Origin of the sequence: Streptococcus mitis (genome assembly GCF_023109235.1) — a bacterium.
GTDB lineage: Bacteria > Bacillota > Bacilli > Lactobacillales > Streptococcaceae > Streptococcus > Streptococcus mitis_DA.
In genome coordinates, this window is sequence record NZ_JALDUC010000021.1 from 1 (window position 1) to 3,066 (window position 3,066).

Below are 3,066 nucleotides of genomic sequence, written 5' to 3' on the forward strand. Positions count from 1 at the left end.
TAATTCCACCATAAAAATCCGTTTTAGACTAATTTCCACTTTGGTCAGGCAAGTGGAAGTTACTTTGAGAAGTTACCCATTCGAAAAAGCTGGAAACATTTGCCTTGAGCTATTGACAAAAGTGAAAGAATCAGATAGAATAGTAAAGTATGTTTAGTAACTGATCACTTTATAGCCGGCTAAACGAATACAAAATCTATGAGGAGGTATTCATCGTGAAACGTACTTATCAACCAAGTAAACTTCGTCGTGCGCGCAAACACGGATTCCGTAACCGTATGTCAACTAAAAACGGTCGTCGCGTATTGGCAGCTCGTCGTCGTAAAGGACGCAAAGTTTTGGCTGCATAATCCAAACGAACCATAACAAAAATCAGTAGGAACTCGAGTCTACTGATTTTTATTTTTGTAAAAAAGTTCAAAAAGGCTTTATATTTTTGCTCAAATAGTGTATAATATTTCACATACTGTAAAAAATGGAGAATAATCATGAAGAAATCAAAAGTTATGCTTTTTGGAGCTATGGCTTTGACAGCAGGTCTAGCTCTAGCGGCATGTGGGTCTTCCCAATCAAGCAATGCAGACAAGACATACTCTTATATCTTTGTCAGTAACCCTGATACCTTGGATTACATTACCTCTACACGAGACTCTACATCTAGTATCACAACCAACTTGATTGATGGGTTGTTGGAAAATGACCAGTATGGCAATCTCATCCCCTCTATGGCTGAGTCATGGACAGTGTCAAAAGATGGCTTGACTTACACTTATAAGATCCGTCAGGGAGCTAAATGGTACACTTCTGAAGGAGAAGAGTATGCGGACGTAACAGCTCATGACTTTGTGACTGGTCTCAAGTATGCGGCTGATAAAAAGGCTGAAAACTTGTACTTGGTACAAGACTCTATCAAGGGACTAGCAGACTATGTTGAAGGGAAATCATCTGATTTTGGAACTGTTGGTGTTAAGGCAGTGGATGATTACACTCTACAATACACTCTCAACCAACCTGAGACTTATTGGAACTCTAAAACAACAGCAAGTATCCTTAATCCTGTAAATGAAGCCTTCTTGAAGTCTAAAGGAGATGACTTTGGAAGCGTAACACCATCAAGTATCTTGTCAAATGGTCCTTACTTGTTTAAATCTTTCTCATCCAAATCTTTGATTGAACTTGATAAAAATCCTAATTACTGGGATAAGGACAATGTTAAAATCGAGAAAGTGAAACTCTCTTTCTTTGACGGTTCTGACCAAGACAGCATTGCTAGAGGTTTCTTGGATGGTAACTATACAGATGGCCGTATCTTCCCAACAAGTTCAGTCTTTGCTGAACTCAAGAAGGGAAATGAGGACAAGATTACCTATACACCACAAAACTCAGTTACTTTCTACTATCTTTTCAACGTGAATCGTCAAAGCTACAAGCAAACTATGAAACAGTCTGATAAGGAAAAGACAGATTCACGCGCAGCTATGCAAAATAAAGATTTCCGTCAGGCTATCAACTTTGCCTTTGACCGTCATGCTTATGCAGCACAGACAAATGGTGAAGAAGGAGCAGACCGTATCTTGCGTAATACGGTTACACCAAGTGACTTTGTCCAAGTTGGTGATAAGAACTTCGGTGATGTTGTTAATGAGAAAATTGTCAACTATGGTAAAGATTGGGCAAATATCAATCTAAACGATGGTAAGCAAGCCTTCTTGAATCCTGAAAAGGCCAAAGAGAAGTTTGCCAAGGCCAAAGAAAGTCTGCAAGCACAGGGAGTAACTTTCCCAATTCATTTGGATATGCCAGTTGACCAGACTGCTAAGTTGGATGTGCAACAAGCTGGATCTTTCAAACAAACAGTGGAAGAAAACCTTGGTAAGGAGAATGTAGTTATCGATGTTATCCAACTTTCTCCAGATGAAAAAGACCAAGCAACCTACTTTGCAGATACAGCAGAACAAAAAGACTATGATATTGACATATCAGGATGGGGTGGAGACTACTCAGATCCTAAGACTTACCTAGCTATTCTTGATCCAGAGACAGGTTCTCAGTTGAAAAACATGGGCTTGTCTGAAGGAAAAGACAAGGAAGTCAAGGACAAGATTGGTCTTTCTGACTACAAGAAACTCTTGGATCAGGCTGATGCGGAAATCACAGATACTCAAGCTCGCTATGAAAAATATGCTGAAGCTCAAGCTTGGTTGACAGATAGTGCCCTCTTCCTACCAGTTCAAAGTGGTGGAGCTAACCCAATCTTCCGTAAGACTGTACCGTTTACAGGACCATTCTCATTTGTTGGTCATAAGGGAAATGCGGACAACTACAAATATGTTGAATTGCAAAAAGAGCCAGTAACCGCTAAACAGTACCAAGAACTCTATGAAAAATGGCTGAAAGAAAAAGCTGAGTCAAATAAAAAAGCTCAGGAAGATTTAGCTAACCACATTCAATAGTATTCCTAGTCATGCTTTTCAGTTAAGCATAGTGACTGGATTCAGAAAAAGGCCTTACCAGAGCTTGTACTGACCCCAAAAAGTTAGACAATTAATTTAAGCAAAGGATTTAGTTCTGTATTGTACAGGGCTAAGTCCTTTTAGTTTTACCTTAATTCGTTTGTTGTTGTAGTAATCAATATAGTCTACAATAGCTTGTTCCAAGTGTTCAAGTGACTGAAACGTATTCTCATAACCATAAAACATTTCAGACTTAAGAATGCCAAAGAAAGATTCCATCATACCGTTATCTGGACTATTTCCCTTACGTGACATAGATGGTTGGATTCCCTTATTCTTTAAAAAATGATGATAGAAATCGTGTTGGTATTGCCATCCTTGGTCACTATGGAGAATTGTATTTTCGTAATGGTTCTCTGTAAAGGCTTGTTCTAGCATAGCTTTCATTTGTACTAAGTTCGGCGAAGTAGAAAGATTGTAGGAGATAATTTCTCTGTTAAAGCCATCTAAAACTGGTGATAAATAAAGCTTTTGGCTGCTTGCTGGAATGGCAAATTCTGTCACATCTGTGTAGCACTTTTGCATTGGTTTGGTTGCTTCAAATTGACGTTGA

The 3,066-nt window shown here is 38.8% G+C and carries 3 protein-coding genes; 2 read left to right on the forward strand and 1 reads right to left on the reverse strand.

Annotation, left to right across the window (positions count from 1 at the left end; all coding sequences use genetic code 11):
* Positions 1-215 precede the first annotated feature (215 nt).
* Together rpmH and M1F55_RS08980 are read left to right on the forward strand one after the other, a co-directional pair.
* Positions 216-350, forward strand: a complete 135-nt coding sequence (rpmH, locus tag M1F55_RS08975) for a 50S ribosomal protein L34 (protein ID WP_000831905.1) — start codon at positions 216-218, stop codon at positions 348-350.
* Between the two features lie 138 nt (positions 351-488).
* Positions 489-2,453: a peptide ABC transporter substrate-binding protein gene (locus M1F55_RS08980; RefSeq protein ID WP_070526608.1), complete on the forward strand. Its 1,965-nt coding sequence runs from the start codon at positions 489-491 to the stop codon at positions 2,451-2,453.
* A gap of 96 nt (positions 2,454-2,549) precedes the next feature.
* On the opposite strand, the gene M1F55_RS08985 is transcribed toward M1F55_RS08980, so the two are convergent.
* On the reverse strand, positions 2,550-3,066 hold a 517-nt coding region (locus M1F55_RS08985; RefSeq protein WP_247947712.1), incomplete at its 5' end, for an IS3 family transposase.